This window comes from Rhodococcus sp. ACT016 (assembly GCF_050477185.1).
GTDB lineage: Bacteria > Actinomycetota > Actinomycetes > Mycobacteriales > Mycobacteriaceae > Prescottella.
On sequence record NZ_JBEAET010000001.1, the window covers coordinates 714,111 to 738,005 of the forward strand.

17 protein-coding genes and 7 pseudogenes are annotated in these 23,895 nt (G+C 68.1%); 12 read left to right on the forward strand and 12 right to left on the reverse strand.

Features of this window, described 5'->3' with window-relative positions; all coding sequences use genetic code 11:
* The first annotated feature begins 31 nt into the window (after positions 1 to 31).
* The 3 genes from ACQ5DX_RS03365 to ACQ5DX_RS03375 all read left to right on the forward strand — a co-directional run bounded on the left by ACQ5DX_RS03365 (position 32) and on the right by ACQ5DX_RS03375 (position 2,984).
* Positions 32 to 835: a dienelactone hydrolase family protein gene (locus ACQ5DX_RS03365; RefSeq protein WP_430331276.1), complete on the forward strand. Its 804-nt coding sequence runs from the start codon at positions 32 to 34 to the stop codon at positions 833 to 835.
* Positions 836 to 893: 58 nt separating this feature from the next.
* On the forward strand, positions 894 to 1,532 hold the full coding sequence (locus ACQ5DX_RS03370; RefSeq protein WP_430331277.1) for a response regulator transcription factor: 639 nt from the start codon (positions 894 to 896) through the stop codon (positions 1,530 to 1,532).
* 402 nt (positions 1,533 to 1,934) lie between these two features.
* Positions 1,935 to 2,984, forward strand: a complete 1,050-nt coding sequence (locus tag ACQ5DX_RS03375) for a hypothetical protein (protein ID WP_430331278.1) — start codon at positions 1,935 to 1,937, stop codon at positions 2,982 to 2,984.
* A gap of 667 nt (positions 2,985 to 3,651) precedes the next feature.
* Here the strand turns inward: ACQ5DX_RS03375 and ACQ5DX_RS03380 are convergent.
* Together ACQ5DX_RS03380 and ACQ5DX_RS03385 are read right to left on the reverse strand one after the other, a co-directional pair.
* A pseudogene (locus ACQ5DX_RS03380) lies at positions 3,652 to 3,969 on the reverse strand (sulfurase); the annotation flags it as partial.
* An 85-nt stretch (positions 3,970 to 4,054) separates the two neighbouring features.
* Positions 4,055 to 4,273 (reverse strand): annotated as a pseudogene (locus ACQ5DX_RS03385) (ferredoxin--NADP reductase); the annotation flags it as partial.
* A 243-nt stretch (positions 4,274 to 4,516) separates the two neighbouring features.
* On the opposite strand from ACQ5DX_RS03385, the pseudogene ACQ5DX_RS03390 reads away from it, so the two are divergent.
* Positions 4,517 to 4,860: pseudogene (locus tag ACQ5DX_RS03390) on the forward strand (aldehyde dehydrogenase family protein).
* Positions 4,861 to 4,971: 111 nt separating this feature from the next.
* Here the strand turns inward: ACQ5DX_RS03390 and ACQ5DX_RS03395 are convergent.
* The gene (locus ACQ5DX_RS03395) at positions 4,972 to 5,580 is read right to left on the reverse strand and encodes an HD domain-containing protein (protein ID WP_430331279.1); all 609 of its coding nucleotides are present in this window, start codon (positions 5,578 to 5,580) and stop codon (positions 4,972 to 4,974) included.
* Between the two features lie 703 nt (positions 5,581 to 6,283).
* Positions 6,284 to 7,186: a helix-turn-helix transcriptional regulator gene (locus ACQ5DX_RS03400; RefSeq protein WP_430331280.1), complete on the reverse strand. Its 903-nt coding sequence runs from the start codon at positions 7,184 to 7,186 to the stop codon at positions 6,284 to 6,286.
* Between the two features lie 191 nt (positions 7,187 to 7,377).
* Here ACQ5DX_RS03400 and ACQ5DX_RS03405 point away from each other — a divergent pair, with 191 nt between their 5' ends.
* The 4 genes and pseudogenes from ACQ5DX_RS03405 to ACQ5DX_RS03420 all read left to right on the forward strand — a co-directional run.
* Positions 7,378 to 8,148 (forward strand): SDR family oxidoreductase, encoded by a 771-nt coding sequence (locus ACQ5DX_RS03405; protein WP_430331281.1) that lies wholly within the window; start codon positions 7,378 to 7,380, stop codon positions 8,146 to 8,148.
* 62 nt (positions 8,149 to 8,210) lie between these two features.
* Positions 8,211 to 8,872 (forward strand): annotated as a pseudogene (locus ACQ5DX_RS03410) (zinc-binding dehydrogenase); the annotation flags it as partial.
* 184 nt (positions 8,873 to 9,056) lie between these two features.
* Positions 9,057 to 10,234: pseudogene (locus tag ACQ5DX_RS03415) on the forward strand (multidrug effflux MFS transporter).
* A gap of 49 nt (positions 10,235 to 10,283) precedes the next feature.
* Positions 10,284 to 10,682: pseudogene (locus ACQ5DX_RS03420) on the forward strand (aldo/keto reductase); the annotation flags it as partial.
* A 445-nt stretch (positions 10,683 to 11,127) separates the two neighbouring features.
* Here ACQ5DX_RS03420 and ACQ5DX_RS03425 read toward each other — a convergent pair.
* Entirely contained in the window at positions 11,128 to 12,291 is a 1,164-nt protein-coding gene (locus tag ACQ5DX_RS03425; protein ID WP_430331282.1) for an alkaline phosphatase family protein, read from the reverse strand.
* Positions 12,292 to 13,122: 831 nt separating this feature from the next.
* Here ACQ5DX_RS03425 and ACQ5DX_RS03430 point away from each other — a divergent pair.
* On the forward strand, positions 13,123 to 13,761 hold the full coding sequence (locus ACQ5DX_RS03430) for an HD domain-containing protein (protein WP_430331283.1): 639 nt from the start codon (positions 13,123 to 13,125) through the stop codon (positions 13,759 to 13,761).
* A gap of 240 nt (positions 13,762 to 14,001) precedes the next feature.
* Here the strand turns inward: ACQ5DX_RS03430 and ACQ5DX_RS03435 are convergent.
* The 4 genes and pseudogenes from ACQ5DX_RS03435 to ACQ5DX_RS03450 form a co-directional block, all read right to left on the reverse strand.
* Positions 14,002 to 14,713: pseudogene (locus tag ACQ5DX_RS03435) on the reverse strand (MOSC domain-containing protein); the annotation flags it as partial.
* Between the two features lies 1 nt (position 14,714).
* On the reverse strand, positions 14,715 to 16,394 hold the full coding sequence (locus ACQ5DX_RS03440; protein WP_430331284.1) for a GAF domain-containing protein: 1,680 nt from the start codon (positions 16,392 to 16,394) through the stop codon (positions 14,715 to 14,717).
* A gap of 191 nt (positions 16,395 to 16,585) precedes the next feature.
* Positions 16,586 to 18,295 carry a DUF4873 domain-containing protein gene (locus tag ACQ5DX_RS03445; protein ID WP_430335533.1) on the reverse strand — a complete coding sequence of 570 codons (1,710 nt, stop codon included), beginning with the start codon at positions 18,293 to 18,295 and terminating at the stop codon, positions 16,586 to 16,588.
* 56 nt (positions 18,296 to 18,351) lie between these two features.
* On the reverse strand, positions 18,352 to 19,248 hold the full coding sequence (locus ACQ5DX_RS03450; protein ID WP_430331285.1) for an AurF N-oxygenase family protein: 897 nt from the start codon (positions 19,246 to 19,248) through the stop codon (positions 18,352 to 18,354).
* Between the two features lie 154 nt (positions 19,249 to 19,402).
* Here ACQ5DX_RS03450 and ACQ5DX_RS03455 point away from each other — a divergent pair, with 154 nt between their 5' ends.
* A complete protein-coding gene (locus ACQ5DX_RS03455; RefSeq protein ID WP_430331286.1) occupies positions 19,403 to 20,005 on the forward strand; it encodes a TetR/AcrR family transcriptional regulator in 603 nt (200 codons plus the stop codon).
* A gap of 3 nt (positions 20,006 to 20,008) precedes the next feature.
* Here ACQ5DX_RS03455 and ACQ5DX_RS03460 read toward each other — a convergent pair whose 3' ends face one another.
* The 3 genes from ACQ5DX_RS03460 to ACQ5DX_RS03470 all read right to left on the reverse strand — a co-directional run bounded on the left by ACQ5DX_RS03460 (position 20,009) and on the right by ACQ5DX_RS03470 (position 21,740).
* The gene (locus ACQ5DX_RS03460) at positions 20,009 to 20,335 is read right to left on the reverse strand and encodes a cupin domain-containing protein (RefSeq protein WP_430331287.1); all 327 of its coding nucleotides are present in this window, start codon (positions 20,333 to 20,335) and stop codon (positions 20,009 to 20,011) included.
* Between the two features lie 122 nt (positions 20,336 to 20,457).
* Positions 20,458 to 20,940: a dihydrofolate reductase gene (locus ACQ5DX_RS03465; RefSeq protein WP_430331288.1), complete on the reverse strand. Its 483-nt coding sequence runs from the start codon at positions 20,938 to 20,940 to the stop codon at positions 20,458 to 20,460.
* On the reverse strand, positions 20,940 to 21,740 hold the full coding sequence (locus tag ACQ5DX_RS03470; RefSeq protein WP_430335534.1) for a thymidylate synthase: 801 nt from the start codon (positions 21,738 to 21,740) through the stop codon (positions 20,940 to 20,942). Before ACQ5DX_RS03470 ends, ACQ5DX_RS03465 begins: the two co-directional genes overlap by 1 nt.
* A gap of 80 nt (positions 21,741 to 21,820) precedes the next feature.
* Between ACQ5DX_RS03470 and cobF the strand changes: the two genes are divergently transcribed.
* On the forward strand, positions 21,821 to 22,561 hold the full coding sequence (gene cobF, locus ACQ5DX_RS03475) for a precorrin-6A synthase (deacetylating) (protein ID WP_430331289.1): 741 nt from the start codon (positions 21,821 to 21,823) through the stop codon (positions 22,559 to 22,561).
* A gap of 176 nt (positions 22,562 to 22,737) precedes the next feature.
* A complete protein-coding gene (locus tag ACQ5DX_RS03480; RefSeq protein ID WP_430331290.1) occupies positions 22,738 to 23,871 on the forward strand; it encodes an acyl-CoA dehydrogenase in 1,134 nt (377 codons plus the stop codon).
* Positions 23,872 to 23,895: the final 24 nt, after the last annotated feature.

Here is a 23,895-nt window from a genome sequence, read left to right on the forward strand (position 1 = left end):
GTGATGGAGGACGACGGTGCCGCACCGCAGCATGAAGCAGGACGACCCCCTCGAGGACTTCGAGCGACGGCGGATCGAGTGCGACGGCGTCGCCCGGACCGTGTACGTCGCCGGCAGCGGACCGGCGGTGGTCGTCATGCCGGAGATGCCGGGGATCAGTCCGCACGTCGCGCGCTTCGCCCGCTGGGTGCGTGACGCGGGTTTCACCGTGTACATGCCGTCCCTGTTCGGCCGCGACGGCGCGGTCCCCACTGTCGAGGAAGGCGTTGCAGTGCTACGGCGGGCGTGTGTGAGCGCCGAGTTCCGCGCGCTCGGCGCGAACGACCCGAGCCCGGTGACGGTGTGGCTGCGGACCCTGGCACGCCGCGCGCACGACGAGTGCGGCGGCCGTGGTGTCGGCGTGATCGGTATGTGTTTCACGGGCAACTTCGCGCTCTCGATGATGCTCGAGCCGGCCGTGCTCGCGCCCGTCCTGTCGCAGCCGTCGCTCCCGCTCGACGATCCCGACGCCGTCGACAGCGGTCCCAGCGAGTTGGCGGCGGTCCGACGCCGCCTCGACGGAGAGGACCTGACCGTGCTGGCCTACCGGTTCCGCGGGGACCGGTTCTGCCGGGCGCAACGCTTCGCGGCGTACGCGGACGCGCTCGGCGACCGCTTCGTGGCGCGGGAGCTTCCCGACTCGGCCGCCAACCCGGACACCTCGCCGTTCTTCGAGCACGTGATCGGCAGCCCGCACAGCGTGGTGACCGCCCACCTCGTGGACGCCGCGGGGCAGCCGACGATCGCCGCCCGCGACGAGATCCTGTCGTTCTTCCGCGTGCGCCTCGGCCCGTGAGGCCGGGGCGGGCGCGGTAGCGGTAGCGTCTTTGCGAGAGTTACGGAAGGTGGCACCGATGACACGGGTCTTTCTGGTGGACGATCACGAGATCGTGCGACGCGGACTGGTCGATCTTCTCGGCAGTGCGCCCGATCTGACCGTGGTCGGTGAGGCCGCATCGGTCGGCGAGGCGATGGCGCGGATCCCGTCCAGCGGGGCGGAGGTCGCGGTGCTCGACGTGCGACTGCCCGACGGCAACGGTGTCGAACTGTGCCGCGACCTGCGGGCAGTGCTGCCCGACCTGCGCTGCCTGATGCTCACGTCGTACGCGGACGACGAGGCCCTGTTCGACGCCGTGATGGCGGGCGCCTCCGGGTTCGTGCTCAAGCAGATCCTCGGTACCGACCTCATCTCGGCCGTGCGGACGGTCGGTGAGGGCGGATCGCTGCTCGACAGCCGCGCCACGGCGGCCCTGATGCAGCGGATCCGGTCCGAGCGCACCGCCGACCCGCTGGCCGAACTCTCCGATCAGGAGCGCGCCGTCTTCGACCTCATCGGTGAGGGCCTGACGAACCGTGAGATCGCCGAGCGACTGTTCCTCGCGGAGAAGACGATCAAGAACTACGTCTCGCGGCTGCTCGCCAAGCTCGGCATGCAGCGCCGCACCCAGGCCGCGGTCCTCGCGACGGAACTGCGGAACAACCGGCGCGGCTAGGGCGTGTCTCCCTAACGTGCGTGGCTCGATCGGTGACGCTGCCCGTAGTGTCGCGCACCAGAAGCGCCACCGCCTCCGGCGGGGCAGCTGCGGAGGCGACCCAGTCGCGTTCGATTCCGAGAAGTGCTGGGTCGCAATGTCATTCGACGATCGTTCGCCACTGTCAAACAGCGGCGAGGGCTCGCCACTCGGTTCTCGATAGCCACGCCGTGTGGGTCCCGCCGGGTCGTCGGTGATCGAGTGCGGGGGCCGAAAAGTCGTGAGGCACCTCCTCCGTGGATGGGGGTCTTGTCCGCTACACGTCCTGCGCTCGCAGCCACGGCATCTCAGACAGATCGATTGTCAGGGGATGCGATGTGGCCGTTCCGCAGCGAGTCTCCTGGCGTTCCAGGAGGTTTCATCGTGACCCGACATCAGAGCGAGCACGACATCCATCTTCCCGACGACGTTCCCGATCCGGCCCCGGCACCGCTTCCGAAAGCCGGTGCGCGCGGAGTGTTGCTTCCGGTGGCGATCGGATCGATCATCGGCACGATTTTCGTGGTGGTCTTCGTCGCGCTCTTCCACGCGCCGAGTCCGCACGATCTTCCGATCGCAGTGGTCGGTTCCGGTCAGGACTCTGCCCGGATCGCCCAGGCTCTGGATGCTGCCCAGCCCGGCGGCTTCGCAGTCGAGACGATCGCCGACGAGCAGACCGCGGTGGATGCACTCGAACATCGTGAGGTCTACGGGGTGTACCTTTTCGACTCGGCGGAGCTGCGTCTGGCAGGGGCCAACGGGCCGACGGTCAAGGGCCTGCTCACCGGCGTTTTCACGCCCGTCGCGGCCGAGGCAGGCGATGAGCTGACGGTGATCGACGCGGTGCCGACGGCCCTGGGCGACTCGATCGGATTGTCGACGTTCTACGCCGGCTTCGGCGTGGTGCTGGCCGGGTTCCTCTTCGGGCAGATCACCTACGGCATGGCTCCGCTGCTGCCGTTGCGGCGGCGTCTGCTGAGCATCGGGCTCTTCTCGGTGCTGATCGGGATCGTCGTTGCTCTCATCGCCGGCAACGTCGGCTTCGACGCACTGCCCGGCAACACAGCCGGTCTTGCCCTGGTGATCGCCTTGATGGCCGGTGCTGTGGCGACGACGACCGTGACCATCATCCGCCTCACCGGGCCTGCCGGGCCGATGATCTCGGCAGTGCTGCTTCTGATCCTCGGCAACGCCACCGGCGGCGGCACCTTGCCCGTGCCGTTCCTGCCGAGCTGGCTGCAGTGGGCATCCGATGTCCTTCCCGTCGGTGTCGGCATCCAGGCGATCAAGGGCATCTCGTATTTCCACGGGAACGGGCTTGCCGCGGGCATCTATGTGCCGCTGATCTGGATCGCTGCCTGCGTCGCCGTCCTCGTCGCGAAGGACGTCCGTGCGAACAGGGCGGTGAGCGCAACCGGGGCCGCCACCCGGTAGCGCAGAGCACATCAGGTGCTGAGACGGCGCACCGTATGGCCACGGGCGCTGTCTCAGCGCCGACATTTCGACTCGCGCCGTCGCCGCCATTCGTTCGACGACGTTGCGGCCCAGTATTTCTCGGAATCGAACCCGATTGGGCGGCCTCCGCAGCTGCCCCGCCGGAGGCGGTGGCGTTTCCGGTCGCCCGGTTCCGCGATGATCGCTTCGATGCCTCTCGCTCGCAGGTGGGTGCGAAATGGTGCACACGCCCTGGTCGACAAAGGTCGAGGACCACGTCGTCGACCTGTGTCGAACAACAGATGAGCACATCTCCGGGGCCGGGCGGGTCGATCGGATCAGGCGCGTAGGAGGTGTGACCGCTCATCATCGCGGTCTCGCAGGTGTGGCAGACCCCGGTCCGGCACGACCATCGGACCGGACGTCGCACGCCTCTGCCAGTTCGAGGATGCTTGGCGTACCGCGCGGCGTCGAACTTCGCCGTCAGCCCACTGCGAGCGAACGAGACCGCGGGACCCGGGCCCAACGGCTCTGGCGGCGCGTGCGGTGGCGCCATGGCGGTGGCGGCGATGCCTGGGGTGGTGGTCGGCCCGGCGCCGAAGATCTCCGTGCGCACCCGGTCAGGGGCCAGTCCGGGCGTGACGAGCGCGCCGGTGACATCTCGTATGAATGCGTCGGGGCCACAGATGTAGGCGCGGGCGTCTCGCGGGAGGTCGATGCGCGCGAGTTGCGCCGCAGCGACGTGCCCGGTGTCCGTGAAGTCGACGTCGAGGTGATCGTTGGGGTCGGGACGGCTGTAGAAGATGCGGAAATGACTGTTGGGCAAGCGAATCAGCTGCTCGCGCACTTCCTCCGCGAAGGCGTGTTCGGTAGCGTTCCGAGTCCCGTGCAGCCACGACACTTCCCGGGTCGAGTTTTCGTCGGCCAGTGACCGGAGCGTTGCCAGCACGGGCGTCACGCCTACGCCGGCGGAGACGAGGAGCACGGGGGGCAAGGTCGGTCGACAGGAAGAAGGTGCCGCGTGGTCCGGCCGAGTTCAGTCGGTCGCCTAGGGCCAGCGTGTAGTGCAGTCGGTTGCTGGCCGCCCTGTTTGGTTCGGCCTTGATGCTGATCCGGTAGGTGGGGGCGCCTGGTTCGCCGGACAGCGAATAGCTGCGGACGAGCGACGGCCCTGCGGCGTCCGCTTCGAGCTTCACGGTCAGGTACTGGCCGGGCAGTGCCGCAGGAAGCGCTGCGCCTTCCGGGTCGGCCAGGACGACGGAGAAGATGGTGGGGCTCTCCTGCTGCATCCCGCTGACCTGGAGTGGTCGAAACCCCGACCAGCCGGGGGAGGGCCCGCGGCAGCGGAGCTCAAACCGACATTGCCGCCGACGACCGAGCGGTCGGCACCCTCGAGCCCCGACGTCGGGGTGCAGGGGTCCGCTCGCCTCGGCTGCGGCCGCGGACACCGTAATCGCGCAGGTGGACGACGTGCTTGCGCACGAGGCGACGACGATCGTCGGCGGGCACGCATCGACGGGCCAGTCGCGTTCGTGGAGCCGACGATCCTCGCCGGTGTTCCCTTCACCGCGCGTGCCTTCACAGAGGAAATCTTCGGGCCTGTCGCGTCGTGTTCCGCCTCAACTCGGTTGATGATGCTGTTGAGCTCGCCAACCCGACGCCCTACGGCCTCGGCGCCGTTGTCTTCGGCGCGGACCATGTCCTCCTCGAGTCCGTCGCGACGCCACTCGAGGAGGACATGGCCTCGAACAATGCCCCGTCGATGACGCAGCCGGAGCTTCCCTTCGGTGGTGTCAAGGCCTCCGGCACCGGCCGGGAACTCGGCGAGTACGGCCTAGGCGAGCTTGCGAACCACAAGCTCTACCGGTGGCCCTGACACTACCTTCCGGAATACGTCAACATCATGAATGCGGACTGAGATCTGACCCCTCGGGCGGTCACTGGACGCGGCGCGCCGCTGACATCTGGTGGTCGGCCGCACGCTCCGTTAGGAGGAGAGCCGTTCGAGAGGGTTCTGGGCGAGCTTCCGGTCGAGCCCGCCGTCGACGAGACGGCGGGCCTGGCTGTGCGGCTTGCGCGTGGCCTGCTCGCGCACGCAGGAGCCGAACTCGTCGGCGAGATCGAGGCGCGGGTAGGCGTTCAGGACCTCGCGGCGGAACGCGAGCGGGATGTCCTCGTCGCGCCGGCCCGCGATGTCCAGGCCGGTCGCGACTTCCAGCAGATAGCCCTCGACGTCGAGAGCGGGGTCCACCTCCGGCCAGTTGTGTCGCACGATGACCTCGTTTACGCGGTGGCGGCGGTCGGCCGGCCAGCCGGCGCCGGCGGTGAGGGCCTCGCCGACGAAGCCGCCGGCCTCCTCGTAGCCGAGCATGTGGTTGTCGTAGGCCGGCACCAGTCCGATGTCGTGCAGTAGCGCGGCCGTGTATAGCAGCTCGTGGTCGATGCCGGTGCGTCCTTCGACGATCGCGAATGCCTCGGCCCAGAGCCAGGACCGCAGCACGTGGTGAGTGATCGCGGGGCTGTGGAAGGCGTCGCACAGCGCTCGCGCACCTCGGGCGGCGGCGGTGTCTGGCGGCAGGAAATCCGAGAGACGCATGGGGGCTCCGAGGGTCAGGAGGAAGGACATGATGAGCGTACTTCCAGTGGGACCGGCTGCGGCCCGGTGCGCATCTCAGATGGTGGTGCGGAACCGGTCCCGGTAGGTGGTTGGCGCATCCCCATCCAGTTGACGAATACCCGGCGCAGAGTCTCAGGGGTTCGAAATCCCGATCGTCGTGCGGCGTCGAGCTGGCTCTGGAGTTCTTGTTGAGCCCTGCTGCAACGGGCATATCCCACCCTCGTGGGCTTCGTCACGGCCTCCGGCGTCGCCGCCTCGATCGCCGGGCCCAACTCCCACGCGCGGCCGGGGCCGCGGTCGACGGGGGTGCAGACTTCGAGTTCGGCGCGAAGCTGGGGACGAGCATGAAGCGCGGGTTGTGGTACTTCGGGGCGACCTTGCCGCCGTGGGGTGCGGCAGGTGCTCCCGGCGGGCACCTCAGGTAGGGCAGTCGAACTGTTCGACGGCGGTGACCGTTTCAGCGGGCTCTGGCATGTCGCAGAAGCTATCGCTAGGGGCATTGCGTGAAAGCTGTTTTGCGAGAGGTTGCGAGAATGAAGATCAGGGGCAAACCCGACACGACGGGTGAGGGTCCGCGATCTCTCAGAACTACTCATTTACGAGAATCACCGTGCGCGACGATCGTCACGCACGGCGACATTTCGTTTAACTGCGGCTTCGGGAGCAGAGCCCGGGAGGAGCGTTATGGCTGGCGGGGTGTGGATCCGCGCTCGGTACCGGGTGCGGCGCTGGCTGTGCGCGTGGTGTCCCGCTCGGTCCAGCTGCCGAGCAGCGCCAGGTTCTCCCGGTCGGAGGGTTCGGGGCCCGCGGTGTAGATGCACAGGGTCTGGTCGGGATCGTCCGGCGGGGAGAGGCATTCGTAGCGGAATGTGATGTCGCCGACGAGGGGGTGGCGGTAGCGCTTGACGCCGTGGCTGCGCTCCTGGACCTGATGGTCAGACCACCAGCGGGGAAACTGCGGGCTGTGCACGGACAGTTCGCCGATCAGGGCCGTCAGCTGCCGGTCGTGGGGATGGCGGCCGGCATCGAGGCGCAGCATGGCCACGGTCTCCGCCGCCGTGCGCTCCCAGTCCAGGCAGCGCTCCCGTGCGGCGGGGTCGAGAAGCAGGTAGCGGGCATAGTTGCGCTGGCTCGCCGGGAGTGCGTCGAAGTCGGTGAGCACGGTGCGGGCGAGCCGGTTGGCGGCGAGGACGTCGGTGCGCCTACCCAGGATGAACGCGGGTACGTGTTCCAGGATCTCCAGTACCCCGTGGAGGCCGGGGCGGACCCGCTGCGGGCGCTCCGGAGCGCGGCGGCGCGGACCGGTACCGGCCGCGGCCAGGTTCATCATGTGGGCGCGCTCCGTCCGGTCCAGGCGCAGGGCCTCGGCAAGGGCGTGCAGGATCTCCTCGGACACGTTGCCACCGCGGCCCTGTTCGAGGCGGATGTAGTAGTCGGTGCTAATACCGGCAAGCCGGGCCAGTTCCTCACGGCGCAGCCCGGCCACGCGCCGGGCGCGGGCATCCGGTGCGAGCCCGACGTCGTCGGGCCGCAGCCGGGCGCGGCGAGAGCGCAGGAACGCGCCGAGCTCCGCAGTCTGCTTCATACGGCCTCCGTGATCTGTTCCGCATGTCCATTGTGCAGGTCATGGGTGAGGCTGCCGGCCCGCAACCTGGTACTGGTGGAACCAGGCGGGAGCGGGCCAGCTACAGCCGCCACGAGCGCCTGCGCGGCTGGTCTCCTGGATGAGGCGGTGGGAGATGTCCGCCGCCGACAGCGATGAAGGAGCACCACCTCATGCCCAAACTGATCACCGACACCACCCTCGCCGGCCGTATCGCCGTCGTCACCGGAGCCTCGAGCGGTATCGGCGAGGCCACCGCCCGGCGGCTGGCCGCGCGCGGCGCCAAGGTGGCCCTGCTGGCCCGCCGCGCCGACCGCCTGGAGGCGCTGACCGCCGAGATCGAGCAAGCTGGCGGCACCGCAATCGTCCTGGCTGTCGACGTCACCGACGCCGAGGCCGTGCGGGCGGCGGCCGAGCGGATCGAGCGGGATCTCGGCACCGTCGACCTGCTCGTCAACAACGCCGGAGTGATGCTCCCGGCCCCCATCGAGGAACTGCGCACCGACCAGTGGCAGCGCCAGATCGACCTGAACATCACCGGCCTGATGAACGTCATCGGCGCGTTCGTTCCGCAGCTGGTCACGGCGGGAACCGAGCGCGGCGTCGCCGACCTGGTCAACCTGTCCTCGATCGCCGCGAAGAACATCTTCCCGAACTTCGCCGTCTACTCGGCCACCAAGGCCTACGTCACGCAGCTCTCCCGCCACCTGCGCGCCGAGCTGGGTGAGAAGCACGTGCGCGTGTCGGCGATCGAGCCCGGGATGACGCACAGCGAGCTGCACGACCACGTCACCGACCAGGGCGTGCAGGAGTGGACGGCCGGAATCCACGACATCATGCTCCACTCGGAGGACATCGCCGAGTCCATCGTGTTCACCACCTCGCTGCCGCCGCGCGTCAACCTGCAGCAGATCACGATCATGCCCACCGGCCAGCCCGCCTGACCGCCGGAGCGGACCGGCAGGAATACCGGCCTGGTCAGAAGCGACTCGGGCGCGCCGCGACATCAGTGTCGTCGAGGATCCCGCTCGCCGCCGGCACTCTCGTCAAGGTGCCCGGCGAGCCGACCGAAGCGCAGGCGCGCAGGATGCTGGCCGCGTCCGACGTGCTCGGCACCGGCTGATTCGTCGCCGTCGCCGCCGAGTCGGGCCCGGTGAGACCGTCGCCGTCGTCGGCGATGGCGCGGTCGGCGTCCTCGGGATTCTCGCCGTCCGCCCGCCAGCTCGGCGCAGAGCGGATCATCGCCATGTCCTGCCACGCCGACCGACAGGCCCTCGCCAGAAGGTTCGGAGCCACCGACATCGTCGAAGGGCGCGGCGACCAAGGCGTCACGGAGATCGAGGAGCTCACGAGCGGCTACGGCGCGCACTGCACGATCGAGGCCGTCGGAAGCCAGGAGTCGATGGACCAGGCGATCCACGCCACGCGCCCTGGCGGGCACGTCGGCTTCGTCAGCATCTCCCACGGCGTCGAGCGCGACGGGCTCGAGCTCTTCTTCCCCAGCGTCCACCTGCACGGCGGTTTCGCCCGGTGCGCCGATTCCTGCCCGATCTGATCGACCTCATCATGACCGACCAGATCGATCCCGGCGTCGTCTTCGACCTGTTGCTATCACTCGACGAAGCGGCCGCGGGCTACCGGGGGATGGACGAGCGCAGCGCCACCCAAGGTTCTCCTCACCGGCTGACACCGACGGCGTGCCCGGAAGCGGATCCGGGCACGCCGCGCCATCCCCCGAATCACCCCCCGACCTCGCGAAAGACCCCGTATGACAGACACTGCTCGCGCTCGCCGCGTCGGACCCGCATTCGCGACGCTGCTGATGCTGCTGACCGTGTTCGACCCCATCTCGATGGATCTCTATCTCCCAGTGCTTCCCGCCCTGACGCACGAGCTCGGCGCGACGACGTCGGCCGCGCAGCTCACCCTCACCGCCTGCCTTATCGGACTCGCAGTCGGTCAGCTCATCGCCGGCCCCCTCTCCGACCGGTTCGGACGTTGCGCACCGCTGATCGTGGGGATCGTCGCCTATATCGCCGCCTCGGTCATGTGCGCGATCAGCCCCACCGTCGAGACACTCGTCATCGCCCGCCTCGTTCAGGGCCTCGCCGGGGCCGTCGGCATCGTCATCGCTCAGGCCGCGGGTTGCGACGTCTACGAAGGTGGCGCACTCATTCGCTACTACGGTCGGCTCATCGTCCTCGGTGGCCTCGCCGCGATCGTCAGCCCGGTTTTCGGCGGCCAACTCGCCCGCGTCACCGACTGGCGGGGGCGTTCGGCTTCCTCGCGGCCGTCGGTGTTCTTCTGCTGCTCGCCACACTGCTCGTCTTCCGCGAGACCCTTCCCATCGAGCAGCGCACCAGCGGAATGAAGCAGACCAGCCGCGACTTCCGCAGGCTGTTCTCCGACCGCCTCTTCGTCGGATCCGTCCTGATCTGCGGCTTCACCTATGCTGCGCTGTTCTCCTATCTGTCCGGCGCGACCTACATCCTCCAAGGCACCTACGGCCTCTCGCCGCAGGCAAGCTCGATTGCCCTCGGCGCCATCTCTGCCGGGTTCATGGTCTTCGGCTGGGGCGCCGGCCTCAGCGCCGAGCGCTGGTCGCAGCGCGGCACTCTCGTCATCGGCGTCGCCTTGAGCGGGCTGGGCGCGGTCGGCCTGCTTGCCACCGGTGTGTGGAGCCTGCCACTGCCAGTCTTGCTCGCCTCGCTGTTCGTCCTCGCGTCCGGGGTGGCCTTCGCGTCGCCCCCGGCGACCTCCCTCGCGCTGGCCGACTATCCCGACCTGGCCGGCACCGCCTCGTCCGTCCTCGGTTGCGCCCGCTTCGGGCTCGGCGCCATCGCCGCGCCGCTTGTCGGCATCGGCGGCGGCGAAGACGTGCTCCCGCTGGGCATCGTGACGGTGGTCTCGATCGCCCTCGCCGCCCTCGCCTTCGCAGTCCTCGTCAGCCGCGGGGCCCGCCGCCAGCACCTCGGGGTCCCAGTAGCTCCCGCATCCGCCGAGACCGTCCCGGTGGTGACCGGCGGTTGACCCAGCGATCTGCCGCTGTCGGCCGCGGAGATCCCGTGCTACACCGACAATTACAAGCACGCAGCCGTGGGGCGACTTCCGCGGCGCCGACTGCGCCGAAGGCAACCGTCAGGCGTGGCGGGCACTCGAAGAGGCGCACGAGGCGGGGAAGATCCGTTCGATCGGGGTGTCGAACTTCGTGAAGGAAGACCTGGAGAACATCCTCGAGCACACCTCCGTCGCACCGCACGGCCACCAAATCCTCGTCTATGCGGGCAACACTCCGAGCGATCACATCGCCTACTGCGTGAGCAAAAGCATTCTCGTCGAGGCGTACTCACCCATCGCGCACGGCGCGATCGTCGAGAACCAGGCGATCGCGGCGAGCGCGAAGAACTACGGCGTGAGCGTGCCGCAGCTGTGCATCTGCTACACCCTGCAACTGGGAGCGGTGTCCCTGCCCAAGTCTTTTGGCGAGTGCCGGGACAGGTTCGGTCCACAGCGCCCGCGATTTAGCGGACACGTGAATCGCAGATACGGAGTCTGACCCCCACACCCGACATGGGTGCAGAGGCTCTGATGCGGGCCGACGCGTCAGTCGATCTCCCCCCAGGGCAGCGTCCGTGGACTTCCCCGAGATCCGGGCAGTCCCGCCCTCCAGATCAACCACGATCGCCCTCTTCGGCGTCGCTGTCCCGGTGTAGAACCGGCACCGCTCGGAGACTCCGACGGTCCCATTCATACGGACCGCGGGCACCGCTCGACTCGGTGACGACCGGCCATACGCTCATCCCGGGTATCCCCGCCGTAGTCCTTTGCGATGATCCACGGCCCGCGTCGCACAAGGTCTCTGATGTTGTTGCCGTCGTCGTCGAGTGAGGCCGGATCTGGCAGGGCCTCGGGCGGGAACTTCGCTACGTGTCGATCGTGACACTTCCCGGCCCCCCACCTCCCCGGGTGATGAGCGGAACCAACTGCTCGTCAGCCGTCCAGGCACCGTGATGGCCGAGCATTGCCGACTCCAGCGGTTCACGCGCGGGACAGACGAGAACGCTCCGTCCCTCCGCTACAGCGATGAGGTCGCCGATTCGATCGACAACGACGGGTTCCGGTGGGGTGCGGCCAAACCAACACTCGTCCAACGCCTGCTCCCGAGTCACCACCCGCGCATGCGTGGAAAGTTCTTCGGTCCAGCGCGCCAACACATCGTCCAATCCGTCGGGGTGGTCAAGGTACAGGTGACGGACGCGGGCCTCACCACCGATCAGTCGTACGCCGCGGTGGAGTTCGACCCGGGAGTCGAGATCGATCACCTTGTCCGCGTGGATCATTCCGTGATCGCCGGTGACGAGTAGCGTGCACGTGGCCGGCAGGTCCGTCGACAGGTCAGCCACGCACGCGTCGACGTCACGCAGAACTTTCCGCCACTGTGGTGAGTGCGGACCGAACTCGTGGCCTGCAGCGTCCAGGCCGGCGAAGTAGGCGTAGGCGAACCGAGGCCGGGTTCCGGGATGGTCGGCTACCGCGATGATTCCGGACCGCACCTCGTCGAGCGTCTCGGCCGCGTGCAACACGCCCGCGGCCCGGAACGATGCGCGGGTCAACCCGGACGCCCGCTGATACGCGGGGACCACGTAGTGAACATCGACTCCGTGAGCGGCAAGATCCTCCAGTCGGCTGGGTCTCTGCTGGATCAGTTCGGGCGGATACGTGTCGATTGCGTCGTCACCGGTGGCTGCGTCGAGTCGCCAGCGGAGCGAGTTGAGCAGTCGGGGGCCGTCGGAGCCGGGGACTGCGAAGCTGTATCCGATGATGCCGTGTGACGCGCACGGCGCCCCCATCGCGATGCTGCTGAGGCTGGCGGCGGTAGTGGCGGGGAATCCGGCGGCCAGCGTGGCTGTGACATGTGCTGCCAATGTCGGCGCGACATCGCTATGCCGGGCAAGAAGTTCGGCGCCGAGTCCGTCAATGACCAGCACCACGACATCGCGATTCGGGCCGAGGTTCAGCGGATTACCGCCAGGTATACCGAACGACGAAGCGATCGACGGAAGAATGTCAGCGAGTGTGTACGACATGATTTGTGATGGTGCCGCACCTGGGGAGAACGCGCCAAAAGAAGAGAACACAGTGGCCACGTCCACGCCGAGGTTGAACGATCCCGACTTCCGCCGGCTACCAGGTGGAGCACCCTCCGGGAACTCTGCATTCGTCGTCGGCGTCGTTGCATGCTCCAGCTCCACCGGCCGAATCAGCCCAGAGGAGTGCTTGAATCACACCTCGCGCCAAGTGGTCGAAACCGCCACGGCAATCAGTCGCGACCTCGGATTCAAGTAGCGGGCTGCACCCCAGAAGAAGACAGCGTTCGGCCGCGCGAAGCCTTTTTGTTCGAGGAGGTAGGCATGCACGCGCACCCGTTCGGCCCTCCGCTTCCCGAGCTGAATACGCGGGTTCGATTCCCGTCATCGGCTCCACCCGCGGGAGGTGGAGCGTGGTGATGTTCTGTGGACTTGTCGGCCTTCAGCCGGCCGACGATCACCACGCGAGACGGTGACCACAGGGGCTCGCCAATCCGGTTCGGTGCGCGACCAGATCCAACCGAGCGCGGCAAGGGCATGCAGCTGCGACCGTCCGTAGTGTCGTCGGCTTGATCTCGGCACAGCCTGCTCTCGATCACAGCACCCATTCCTTGGCGGCTCGGTTGGGTGTCAGCCCCCGCCATCTGGCGAGGTTGTTCGCCGCCGAACCGGCTAGATTCGTCGAGCAGGTGCGCGGCCGGGCATCGCCGACCGCGGGCAGACCCCATGTCCAGATCTGTGGGGTGCCCGTCAGATGACGCAGTGGGCAGAAGCTGTCTAGTTCGGAAGAGTGGAAGCAGTCAACCCGACGCCCAACTCCGGAGGCACTCGATGTCCGAAGTCATTGCAGGTATCACCATTCCCGACACCGACCTGGTTCACGAGGCCACCTCGCTCGTCCGGGACGTGGCCGACGACACCCTGTTCAACCACTCGCGCCGAGTGTTCCTCTGGGGAGCGTTGAAGTCGGCCGCTCGTGGACTCGACATCGATCTCGAACTCGCCTATGTGGGTGGCCTTTTCCACGATCTCGGCCTGACGTCGGCCTATGCCACCACAGATCAGCGTTTCGAACTCGACGGTGCCGAGGCGGCCCGACAGTTCCTGCTCGAGCACGGCCGCTCCGAGCAGGAGGCTCGCAACGTGTGGTTGGCGATCGCGTTGCACACGACGCCGGAGATCCCGCTGCGGCTTGCACCCGAGGTCGCGGTGGTGACCCTCGGTGTGGAGACCGACGTGCTCGGCCTCGACCTCGACGAAATCACAGACGCTCAGCGTGCCGAAGTCGTTGCGGCCCATCCGCGCCCGGACTTCAAGAACAAGATTCTGCATGCGTTCTACGAGGGCATGGTCAATCGTCCCGACACCACATTCGGGACCATGAACGACGATGTTCTGGCGCACTTCGACTCCTCGTTCAGGAGGAAGGACTTCGTCGAGATCATCGAGAACAACGCCTGGCCCGAATGAACTCGCCCTCGGACAAGTGCATGCTCAACGCGTAGGTCGCGTCAGGGGAAGACGTGCTGGTCAGCGCTCCGGTTCCCGCCGATCGGATCGCCGTGGTCCACCAGATGGTTCTGTGGTCGAGGTCGTGCTGTGCCGAGATCAAGTCGACGGCAGTTTGCACATTGTCGGCAACGAGACGGCCCCGAGAACTGTCTGAGCGCGCTGAGAGGGTGTCGGCGTCGCGTTCGAATGCGGCGATCGCGGTGCCGCCGATCCTGGGGCTTCCGACAGTTTCAGTGACCGGAAGGAGGCCTGCCAGCCGGGACTGAGCGCGTCGATCCGCAAGGCGCGCTCCAGCTGGTCGCGGGGGTGGTTCGCGGAGTACAGCAACTGGTCGGTCGACCACCGTCAGCGATTCCGGGCCGCCGGAGAGCTTGACGATCTCCTGGCCGGCCTCGACCGCCACCTCCTCGAGGACCCGCAGGTAGAAGCCGGGGCGACGATGCGAGACGAGTAGGGCGGCCATCCTGGGCTCGTTCATCCGCAGGCCGACGCGGTAGCACGTGACGCGCGGCTGGGTGACCTCGAAGACCGCCCCGCCGATTCGGTACCGGTCCCCGATGCACACCTCGTCGTCCGGGAGACCCTCGATCGTGAAGTTCTCGCCGAACTGTCCGTGCACGAAATCGTCGCGTCCGAACTCGCTCGCCCAGTGCCGATAGGAATCGAGCTGATAGACCATGACCGCGTGCATCTCGCCGCCGTGGCCGGCCAGGTCACCCTGCCCGTCGCCGTCGAGATTGCGCCGCCGGGCGGTGACCGGACCCGACACGGGCGACTTCCAGATCCCGGTGTAGACCGTTCTCCCGCGCCACGACACGTCCCTCGGAAGCCCGACATTGACGGAAACCAGCCGGCCGACTGCGGCGTCAGTGATGGTCTCGACGCTAGCCCTATCGGTGTGTCGGATCACCTCACCGCAGCGGCACCCGCCACGTCAGTTCGGTTCCGCAGCTGACGCCGGGAAGCACGGTGCACGTGCCGCCGCACTGCTCGGCCCGGCGCACGAGGTTGGCCAGGCCGCTGCGACGGGGGTTCTCGCGGACGCCGACGCCGTCGTCGCCGATGCGGATCGTCAGGTGGTCGGCGGCGTCGACCGCGACGGTGATCGTGGTCGCGCCCGCGTGCCGCAGCGCGTTGCTGAGCCCCTCACGCAGCACGGCCTCGGCGTGCGGGTGGATCCGCGCCGGCACCAGGGTGTCGATCGCGCCTGTGAACTGGACGTTCGGAATCAGCGCCGACCGGGTGGTCAGGTCGCCGATCGCGTCGAGCAGCCGCCGGCGCAGGCTCGTCGGGGCCTCCTCGCCCGCGGTGTGCAGGTCGAAGATCGTAGTGCGGATCTCGCGGATGGTCCGGTCGAGCTGCGAGACCGTCTGGGTGAGCGTGTTGGCGGCGGTCTCCGGGATCGGATGGCCCTCGTCGAGCAGCAGACTCTGCAGGCTCATCCCGGTCGCGAACAGCTGCTGGATGACGTTGTCGTGCAGGTCACGGGCGATGCGGTCGCGGTCGGCCAGCACGTCGAGCTGACGTCGACGGTGCTGCTGATCGGCGAATTCCACCGCCAGTGCGGCCGAGTCGGCGATCGAGCCCAGCCGGGTGATCTCGTCCTGCGTCCAGCCCTCGGCTTCCCTCGTGACCACCAGCATGCCCGCGACGCCCGATGTGGTGGACAGCGGCAGCGCGGCGAGACGGACGTTGCCCGCCGCGTCGAACGGAGCCACCCGATCCTGCTCGGTGAGCAGCGTGGGGCGTCGGCCCCGGAGCACCGGGAGCAGGTCGGACTCGGACAGGTCGAGGTGGCTGCCCACCCGTGGGCCGCCGTGCGACGCGGCGGCCTCGATGATGGCGTCCTCCTCGTCGACGACCATCACGTACGCCCCGCTCGCGGCGCACAGGTCCCGGGTGCGCGTCACGAGCAGGTCGAGGGCCTCGTCGATCGATCCGCCCGACAGCAGCCGCGCGTTGAACGAGGCCAGCGCGGTCAGCCACCGCTCGCGGGTGCGGGACTCCTCGAACAGGTGCGCGTTGTCGATCGCGACCCCCGCCGACGTCGCCAGCGCGTCGAGGATCGTCTCGTCCTCGTCCGTGAACTCGGGACCGGTCCGCTTCTCGGTGAGGTAGATGCTGCCGAACACCTTGCCCCGCACGATGATCGGCATGCCGAGGAAGCTGTCCATCGGTGGGTGGTTCGGCGGGAAGCCGACCGACGCGGGATGTTTGCCCAGGTGCGCGACACGCACCGGCCGGGGATGCTCCATCAGCAGGCCGAGCAGACCGTGGCCCTCGGGCAGGTGGCCCATCCGCGCGCGTTCCTCCGCGCTGATGCCTTCGTACACGAACTCCGACAGTCCGCCGTCGGGGTTACGGACGCCGAGTGCGCCGTAGCGGGCGTCGAGCAGCGTCGTCGCGGCCTGCACGATCCGCTGCAGGATCGAGTCGAGTTCCAGACCGGCCCCCACCACCAGGACGGCCTCGAGCAGCTCCCGCAACCGGGTGGGCGTCGCGACGCTGTCGACGAGGCGACTGCGCATGTCGGCTAACACTTCTTCCAGGTTCTCGAAGTCCCCGAAGTCCCAATTCGCGCTGTCGACCATGCACGCAGCATAGGTGGCTCGAGAAATCCGGGAGTTCGGTCGAATCGGGTGTAACGCGTTCCAACTCCCGTTCGATGCATTCGGTGACGTGGTCGTGAGCGGGATCGTGGTGGCTCCCTCACGACGTGCGACTGTCCGGCGTCGATCCTCGGGGGAGGGGGTCGACGCCGGACTCCCCTTCGCGCGGAGCGTCAGATCACGTGGTGGTCGAGGGAGAACGGTGGGGCACCCACTCCGGTGATCCGGAAGTGTCCCCATGGGTCTTGTTCGGCGAGGGTCGCGTCCACGGCGCGACCTTCGCCGATCCGGATGGTGGGCACCCCGGCGTCCGGCCGCTTCAGGTCCGCGATGCGGTCGTCTCCCCGGACCTGGCCGTACCAGTGGTAGCGCCCGTCGAGTGGGTCCATGTGCCCCGCGAGATGAACCTCGACGTCCAGGCAGCGGCCTCCACCCTCGAGCACCGCGGCTCCGCGGTAGTCCTCCTCGTCCCGTTCGCCCGCGCTGCTCAGATCGAACGCGTCGACGTCCGGGTGCCGGGTCCGCATCCAGTACGACACGCTCGATCCGGGCCACACCGCGCGGTTGCGTCCCGTCCGGTCGAGGTACCAGCTGTCGCACCCACCCGCGTTCCACACCGACCCCTCCAACCTCTGGTGGATGTGCCGGTTGAACTCCCGCTGGGTACCGGCGCGCACCTCGATGCGGGTGGCCTCGTGGCGGTCCATCAGCCTCAGGCACTCCAGGACGTAGCGCGCCTGTGCCTCGATGACGAACACGATCGACTGGTTCCCGCCGCCCGAGTTGGGGCCCATCATGAGGAAGAAGTTCGGGAAGCCGCTCACGACCACCCCGAGGTACGCCTCCATGCCGTGACGCCACGCGTCCTGGATGGTCAGCCCGCCCCGGCCGACGATGTGGTCGTTCGTGAAGCGGTCCTCGATCACGAAGCCGGTGCCGTACACGACGACGTCGGCGGCGCGCTCGATCCCGTCGACGGTGCGGATGCCGGTCTCGCCGAACGCGTCGATGGGCGTGGTCACCAGGTCGACGTCGTCGCGTTGCAGTGCCGGATAGTAGTTGCTGGACAACAGGATCCGCTTGCACCCGATCGTGTAGTCCGGCGTCAGCGCGGCGCGCAGTTCGGGATCGTGCACCTGGCGTCGCAGCAGGCCGCGGGCGACTTGCTCGAGGGCGGTCATCAGCCGGGGGTGCATGAAACCGGCGATCAGTGACTCGTGGCTCCAGTAGATCACGCCGCGGTACGCCTTCTGCGCGCCCGGGACGGTGCGGAACAGGCGCTTCTCGGTCCGGGTGATCGGGCGATCGAGTTTCGGGACGACCCAGTGCGCGGTGCGCTGGTAGACGTCGACGTGTGCGGCGTCCTTCGCGATCTCCGGCACGAACTGGACCGCGCTCGCGCCGGTGCCGATCACCGCCACCCGCTTGCCGGCCAGATCCACCGAATGGTCCCACTCCGCGGAGTGGAAGGCCTTGCCGGTGAACCGCTCCCGTCCGGCGACGTCGGGGATGCTGGGCTTGTGCAGCGGTCCCGGTCCGGCCACGACGATCCGCGCCCGGTACTCGTCCCCGCGCGTGGTGCGCACGGTCCAGCGGTCGACGGACTCGTCGAAGTCGTAGGCCACCACCTCGGAGTCGAAGCGGATGTGCGGTGTCAGGTCGTACTCGTCGACGATCCGCCGGATGTAGTCGAGGATCTCGGGTTGGCGCGCGTACATCCGCGTCCAGCGCCGGTTCGGGGCGAACGAGAACGAGTACATCAGCGACATCACGTCGCACCCGCACCCCGGATACGTGTTCTCGCGCCACGTCCCACCCACCTCGGACGCCTTCTCCAGGATCACGAAGTCGTCGATTCCGGCTTCCTTCAAGCGGATCGCCATGCACAGGCCGGAGAAGCCGGTGCCGACGATCACCACCCGCGGGGCCGCGTCGCCGGTCACAGGAACCCCGCCCGGCGCCACATCGCCCGCGATGGTCGGCGCATCAGCCCGGTGTCCTCGAGAAACTCTGCGAGACCGGCGAATCCGCGGCGCTGGTTCTCGCGGAAGTACGGGTTGGCCAGTGCCTGGCGGCGGGCCTCCCGGGCGTCGAGCCCCGCGCGTCGGTACATGGCCGGATTCGTGAACAGCCGCTCGAGCAGCAGACCGCCGAGGCCCTGCGCGGTGCCCACCCAGATCCGCTCGATGCGGTGGCTCTCGGCGACCCGCCGACGCACCCCCGCCCGCGCGAACTGGATGTGCCGGGCCTCCTCGGTGACGTGGATGCGCATCAGTCGCGCGATCAGCGGCTGCAATTGCGGGTCGTCGACGACCCGGCGCTGGGTGGCGTCGAAGATCTCCTCGCCGATCAGCGCGGCCACCCACAGCATCGTGCCGCGGAACGTCTTGGGCAGCAGGTTCACCGCGATCGCCTGGCGCCACCGCAGCTGGAACGGCTTGGCTCCCATGCGCTCGATCGCGCGCCCGAACATCGCCATGTGCCGGCACTCGTCGCCCATCTCGGTGAGCGCGTACCGGGTGTGCAGTGAACCGGGGTCGTTGTGGAGCAGGTGCCGCAGCAGCGCCTGGTCCAGGATGTTCTCGAACCAGATGCCCACGCTCAGGACGTTGGCGGACTCCTGGCGGGACAACTCGATTCGCTGCTCCTCGCTCATCGTCTCCCACATCGGTGTGCGGTACAGCGAGAGGATGTGCGGAGGCAGGAAGTACTTGCCGTCCTCGAGCGGTGCATCCCAGTCGATGTCCACCACCGGTTCGTAGGAGCGTTTGACCGATCCCTTGAGCAATCTGTCCGCGACCGGATCCGGGCCGCGCGGTTTGGCTGTCTGCGTCATGACCGTCCCTCCCGAGTGGGACCTCTTGTCGCTGTCATCTCGAACGTAAGCGCGCCTGGGGGTGGACGTCAACGGTGTCTGTGATCGGTCGGCACATCAATTGTTTCGGGATCCGAACCGGCCGGTAGGTCTTGTCGACGCTAAACTCCGGGCGGTGAACTCCCGAGCACAGGATCTGAGCCCCACCGCGATTCGTGAGCGCATCCTCGACGCCGCGGAGGCATGTCTCATCGAGTTCGGTTACGGTTCGCGGCTGCACGCGGTGATCACCGAACGCGCGGGCCTGTCCCGGCCGACCGTCTACAAGTACGTCGGCGACCAGGCTCAGATCTTCGAGGCGCTGCTCCAGCGCGAGATCACCCGGTTCTTCACGCTGCTCGACCCGGTACTGCGCGGTCTCGACCGACTCGACGACGGCTTCGTCGAGTGCGTGGTGTTCGCGGTCGGCTACGCGCGCCGGCACCCGGTGCTGCAGAAGGGGCTCCGGGACGACCCGGCCACCGTGTTGCCGTGGTTCACGGTGCAGTCGGGTCCGCTCATCGAGCGGGGCGCCGAGTTCCTGGCCCCGTACTTCGAGCGGATGCGGCGCGACGGACCCGCGGTGAGCGCGCAGGTGATCTGCGAGTGGGCCTTCCGGCTGGTGTCGTCGCTCATCACCACGACCGGCTGCGTCGACACCGACGACGAGCGCGCGTTGCGCGAGCTCGTGCGCGGACTGCTCTCGATCGGCGCCGTCCCCGCAGTGGAGCCGGCGTGACCGCTACTTGGCGACGGTGAGGAGGAAGGTGACGTCCTCGAGCGCCTCGACGCTGTGCCGGGCCGCGGGGATGATCAGCATGTCCCCGGTGGACCCCTTCCACGAGTCCTCACCGCAGATCAGCGCGAGCTTGCCGCTGAGCACCAGCATCGTCGCCTCACCGGGACTGTCGTGCTCGCCCAGGCTCTTACCGGCGCCCAGTGCGATGACCGTCTGACGCAGGTGACGCTGGTGGCCGCCGAACACGGTCTGCGAGCTGCGCCCGCTCGACGACGCGCCCGCGAGCTTGAGCTGCTGGCGGGCCAGAGCTGTCAGTGAGGTCTTGTCCATCACATGCCACTCCCGGTTGCTGGGGACGAGCAGGACGCTGCTCCCGCAGTATGACCCAGGATGGCGTCGAAGGCCCGGATATCGGGCTAACGGTTCGGCCACCGTCGCCGATGGCGGGTGGGTCAGCCGCGAACGTGGGTGAGGAAGCGGTAGCGCAGCCCGGAGGGCTCCGAGATGTGCCAGTCGCCCTCGTCGCCGATCACCCACTCGTCACCGACCGTCGGCGCGAACGCGTCGCCCTCAACGTCGGCATCGATCTCGGTGACCACCAGCAGGTCCGCGAACGGCATTGCCGCCGTGTAGATCTGGCTTCCGCCGATGACCCACGCGGTGTCGCCGGCGAGTTCGAGCGCCTGCTCGACCCCGTGCGCCGTCTCGACTCCGTCCGCCGACCAGCCGTCCTGGCGGGTGACGACGATGTTCCGGCGCCCGGGCAGCGGACGGAACTTCGTGGGGAGCGAGTCCCACGTGAGGCGGCCCATCACCACGGGTTGCCCCATGGTGGTGTCCTTGAAGTGGGCCATGTCCTCGGGGACGCGCCACGGGATCGTGTTGTCGCGGCCGATCACCCCGGCCGTGGTCTGGCCCCAGATCAGGCCGATCATCAGACGGCCACCGGCGCCTTGATCGCCGGGTGGTGCCGGTAGTCGACGATCTCGACGTCCTCGAAGGTGTAGTCGAAGATCGAGTCGCGCTTGTTCAGCTTCAACGTGGGGTAGGGCAGCGGCTCCCGCGAGAGCTGCTCGGTGACCTGTTCGATGTGGTTGTCGTAGATGTGGCAGTCGCCGCCGGTCCAGATGAAGTCGCCCACCTCGAGCCCGGCCTGCTGCGCCACCATGTGGGTGAGCAGCGCGTAGCTGGCGATGTTGAACGGCACGCCCAGGAACAGATCGGCGGAGCGCTGGTACAGCTGGCAGCTCAGCTTGCCGTCGGCCACGTAGAACTGGAAGAACGCGTGGCACGGCTGTAGCGCCATGTCGTCGAGGTCGGCGACGTTCCACGCCGAGACGATGATGCGCCGCGAGTCCGGGTTGGTCTTCAGCGTCTCGATGACCTTGGTGATCTGGTCGATGTGCTCGCCGGACGGCGTCGGCCACGACCGCCACTGCACGCCGTACACCGGGCCCAGCTCACCGTCGGCGTCTGCCCACTCGTCCCAGATGGTGACGCCGTGCTCCTGCAGCCACTTGACGTTGGACTCACCGCGCAGGAACCACAGCAGCTCGTAGACGATGGACTTGAGGTGCACCTTCTTGGTGGTGATCAGCGGGAAGCCCTCGGCGAGATCCCAGCGCATCTGGTGCCCGAAGACACTGCGCGTCCCGGTACCGGTGCGGTCCGCCTTGGCGGTTCCGGTGTCCATGACCAGGCGGAGCAGATCTTCATAGGGGGAGTGCACGGACAGAGTCTAGGCGGCTGCGCCACCCGTGCGCCTTTCTGGTGGTGGGTGCTACCGAAAAGGCGCACGGGCGATAGCCTGCGCCCATGCGTGAGCTTCTCGTGATCGGCATCGGTGCCGGCGACCCCGACCAGGTGACGATCCAGGCCGTCAAGGCCATGAACCGGGCCGATGTGTTCTTCGTCATCGGCAAGGGCGACGAGAAGCAGGAACTGGTGGACCTGCGGACCACCATCCTGACCGAGCACATGGACCGCGACTACCGGATCGTCGACATCGTCGACCCGCCCCGGGACCGGACGCCGTCCGACTACACGGGTGTCGTCGACGACTGGCACGACCGCCGCGCCCAGGTGTTCGAGGAGAAGTTCGCCGCCGAGGACGGCGTCGGCGCGATCCTGGTGTGGGGCGACCCGTCCCTCTACGACAGCACGCTGCGAATCGTCGAACGCGTCCTCGCGCGCGGCAACGTGGCGTTCGACTACACGGTGATCCCCGGCGTCACGAGCATCCAGTCGCTCGCCGCACAACACCGCATCGTGCTCAACCGCATCGGTGAACCCGTCCATGTCACCACCGGACGCCGACTGCGCGACGGCTTGCCCGACGGCGTCGACACCGCCGTCGTGATGCTCGACGCCGAATGCAGCTTCACCCACGTACCCGGTGACGACGCGGAGATCTGGTGGGGTGCGTACCTCGGGCTGCCCGACGAGTTGCTGATCTCCGGGAAGCTGCGCGAGGTCGAGGACGAGATCGTCCGGGTGCGCGCCGAACTGCGCGAGCGCAAGGGCTGGATCATGGACATCTACCTGATCCGTCGCTGAGGGCCGCCGCACCCCAGGGTGGGGATTCTCCACCCCCACGGGTGTGGGGGTGAACCCTCGGGTCGCTGTTCGGCGGGACGCCGTCGGACGAGGTTGGAAACCGGGAATTTTGGACATCCGACCTGGGGCGACTCCCTCGCTCCGAGCCCTACACCTGGACGGAAGGTGGCTCAGACATGAGGTTTCTCGAAACTGAGCGCGGCGTGCTGCGGCGCACCCTGCCCGGTCTGGACGAGGCGCTGACGTCGATACCGGCGGGCGACCTCGAGCGCCCGGGCGGCCCCGGGACCACGGTCTTCCGGGAGGCCGGTGGGCCGGGACTCCTCGTGCCCGCCGACCTGGGCGGCGTCGGGGCAAGTCCCCTCGATGCCGTGCGGGTGCAGCGCGCGATCGGCTCGCGGTCGCCGTCGCTGGCGGTCGCCACCACGATGCACCACTTCTCGGTGGCGAGCCTGGTGGCGGTGAGCGATACGAACACCGGCCTGGACTGGATGCTGCTGCAGGCCATCGCCGCCGACAACCTGCTGCTCGCGTCCGGCTTCGCCGAGGGGCGCCCGGACGGGCAGATCCTGAAGCCGACCATGACCGCCACCCCCACGCCCGACGGCGTCCGGTTGAGCGGAGTGAAGAAGCCCTGCAGCCTGTCGCGGTCCATGGACCTGCTGACCGCGAGCGTCATGCTCCCGCGCCCGGACGGCCCCGGCGACGAGCTAGCCGTCGCGCTGATCCCCGCGAAGGACGACGGTGTCTCGGTCAGCCCGTTCTGGTCGAGCTTCGCGCTCGGTGGCGCCGAAAGCGACCAGGTCACCATCGACGACGTACTGGTGCCGTCGGATCTCGTCGTCCGCACCTCCATGGACGAGGGCGAACAACTCGACGACATCCAGAATGCCGCCTTCCTGTGGTTCGAACTGCTGGTGACCGGCTCCTACGTGGGAGCCGCCAGCGCCCTGGTGGAGCTGGCGCTCGGTTCGGAGCGGATCAGTGAATCCGATCGTCTCCGGCTGGCGATCACGTTGGAGGGCGCGATGGCGTCGCTCGAGAACGTCGCACGCCGGATGGCCGACGAACTCCATCGCCGGCAACTGCTCGCGGACGCGCTCATGGTTCGGTACGCGGCGCAGGATGCGATCGCGGCCGCCGTGCCCCGGGCCGTGGAATTGCTCGGCGGCCTGAACTTCATGACGTCGGATCGGATCGGATACCTCGCCGCCGCAGTGAACGGCCTGGGCTTCCATCCGCCCGCCCGAGCCAAGATGGCCGGCCCGTTGCTGAGTTACCTCGACGGGAACTCGCTCACGATCTCCTGACGAAATGTATTGGAGGACACTGAC